General features: G+C 46.9%; 1 protein-coding gene. It reads left to right on the top strand.

Annotated features, from left to right (window positions below; genetic code table 11):
• Nucleotides 1-557: 557 nt before the first annotated feature.
• A partial coding sequence (locus BZG79_RS13470) for a glycosyltransferase (RefSeq protein ID WP_199877880.1) occupies nucleotides 558-2,954 on the top strand: 2,397 nt, incomplete at its 3' end.

The following is a 2,954-nucleotide window of genomic DNA, read 5'->3' as shown; positions in this document are numbered from 1 at the left end:
GTCAGGTAGGGTAGACAAACTTGTCAACGTTCAATAATGAGTTTTTTGCGCCAACATCACACTTGCCTATCTTTATTGACATCTTTTGATTGCTAAATATTTGATATAAAAAATAAAAAACGGTCTGGTTGTTTAATGTGCAACTGAACGTAAAAATTGTTTTTGTGAAGTTCATCACTACTAAAATTGACATGTATAAGTGTCTTTTCTGAAAAGTCTAGGTTTTTTACTGTCTAGTTTGGTGATCATGATCACAATGTTGGTCATTAAAAACGTGGCGACAGAGTGAGCAGTGCCACCAGGGTTACTTACAGGTGGTCAGTTTTTGTGCGTTGTATTGACGAATTCGAGGCTATTGTCCAATACCCTCTATTGCGGGTCGATACCCCCCGTGTAGAATACAGGCAAAATTCATTATGTTGATTGGTATCGCATCCCCAAGTGCGTCTCTTCACGCTGTGTTTTCCTGGATGGGTGAGCAAATATATGCGCGTAAAAATGAAAGAGACGGGATAGTGTTATGATCACCCCCATAAAACAAGCAGTAGAGAAAAACGATGAATAGTGGATTCATGTCCGCCGCCAGTGGCAGCCCGCAAGAAACGCCAGAGCAAGTGGTTGTGGTATTAGGGATGCACCGTAGCGGCACCAGTGCTTTGGCGAAAGCATTACAAACGTTAGGGGTGTCGCTGAGTGAAAACCTGATGGGGGCAGGGCCGCATAACCCTAAGGGGCATTGGGAAGATCTGGACATTGTCGACATCAACGATCGTTTGTTGCGCTATTACCAAAGTGCTTGGTTTACCCCGGAACCTGTTCATATCGATCTGGATGACGCCTATGTGGCACGCCTTGTTGAAGAGGCGGCTCAAATACTAAAGGCTCGTATCCGCGTTCACGGGACTGTTGGGTTTAAGGATCCACGCACGTCACGGTTACTGCCATTTTGGTTACGGGTGTTCGAGCAAGCCAACATCAACGCCCGTTTTGTCTATGCATTACGCAATCCGTTAGATATTGCACGCTCCGTGAAAGCGCGTGATCAATTTTCTTTTTCTCACAGCTATATTTTGTGGCTTCACCACATGTTGCCCAATTTGCAACTCCTTGAAGATCAGGACGTCTACTGGGTACCATTTAACAAGATGCTAACTGAGCCAGCGACGGTTTGTGCCGGGTTGCAGACGTTTCTTGCGCTAGAAGACGTTAACTTAGCCGATGTTTCAGCGTTTTGCGCAGAGTTTATCGATACCTCTTTGTGTCACAGTCAATCTACCCAAGTAGAGCTCGCAAACAGCGAGGGGTATATAGCCTCTGTTAATGAAGTGAATAACTTCGTTATCAGCTTAGCCGAGCAGCAAAGCTTACGGCATGTGCTAAATGAAACAACGCGAGATTGGCTAAAACAAAAAGAGCAGCAGCGACAAACGCTACATCAGCACCTTGATCATGACTACCGAGAAAAAATCACTCGTTTAACGAAACAACATTGGCACCAACAAGAAGACGATTTACGACAACGCAAAGCACAGCTTTCAGTGAAAGTGACCCAGCTGGACGAAGCGCTCGCTGAGCAAATTAATACGTTTAATAAGCAGCAGCTTCATATGCAACACATCCTTGCTGAGCATGAGAAGCTTGCATTAGAACATCAACGGTTGGATGAGCGTCACAACGATCTAACTTCTACCTATGCGCAGTTAACGGATGCATATCAAAAGCGCGTAGAAGAGCGAGATGATCTGGCTAATGAAAATGCGCAACTCGCTGACAATATCGCGACGCTGGCAGCGCATCATGCTCAACTCACCGCCGCCATAGAGAGCATACAAGCCTCAACGTCCTGGAAGCTAACCGCGCCGGTTAGATATGTGGGCAATCAATTAAAAGCCGGTAAGCAAAGGGCTTGTCATTACATACAGCGCCTAAAATCACTGCATCAAGTGATTGTACAGCGTGGTGGCCCGGTAGTGGTTGCCAAAAAAGCTTGGTATCTATATCGCCAATATGGTTTCCAGCGCCTGTTAGCAGCAGGACGAGCGCTTCCGATCAAGCGTGATGCATTAACGAATTATCAACAGTGGGTCGCCTTACACGGTCAAGTCAGTGGCCCAGAGCTTGCTGATATGGCCAAGCAGATCAAACAGTGGAGTAACCCGGCGGTGATCTCAGTACTCATGCCGGTTTATAACCCTGATCTTTCATTCCTAGCTCAGGCGATTGAGTCGGTTAAACGGCAAGTCTACCCGCATTGGGAGTTATGCGTTGCTGATGATTGCTCGACAAACCAAGACGTATTAACGTTTCTTCGCGAACAAGCAGAGAAAGAGCCGCGCATACGCGTTATTGAGCGACAACAGAATGGCCATATATCAGCCGCAACCAATAGCGCATTAAGTCTAGCAACAGGTGCATTTATCGCGCTAATGGATCAAGATGATTTGCTGACGCCTGATGCTCTCTACCATGTTGCCAGTGTAATTCAATCAAATACAGAGACCGAGGTGGGGCTTATCTATTCTGATGAGGATAAGATCGCAGAAGATAGCCATACGCGCTTTGATCCTCACTTTAAATCCCAATGGAACCCAGCGCTGTTGTGTAGCATGAACTATATTTCTCACCTCGGGGTGTACCGTACTTCGCTGGCAAGAGAAGTGGGCGGCTTTCGAGAAGGCTATGAAGGCGCACAAGATTGGGATTTCGCGCTTCGTGTTGTCGAGCACCTATCGCCGCAGCAAATTATTCACATCCCACGTGTTCTCTATCATTGGCGCGCCATAGAGGGAAGTACTGCAACAGGAGGAGACGAAAAACCCTATGCGCTTTATGCGGGCGTGAAAGCGGTTCAGGATCATCTTGATCGACTCGGGCGCGCCGCGTCAGTAGACACACATCCAGAGTATCCTTATGTGCGTGTTACTTACCAAATCCCTCGTCCACAACCGTTAGTC

The sequence above is a fragment of the Salinivibrio sp. MA427 genome (assembly GCF_001996115.1).
Classification (GTDB): Bacteria; Pseudomonadota; Gammaproteobacteria; order Enterobacterales; family Vibrionaceae; genus Salinivibrio; species Salinivibrio costicola.
Note: the sequence above shows the minus strand (reverse complement) of the source record. Positions and strands in the feature narration are given on the sequence as shown.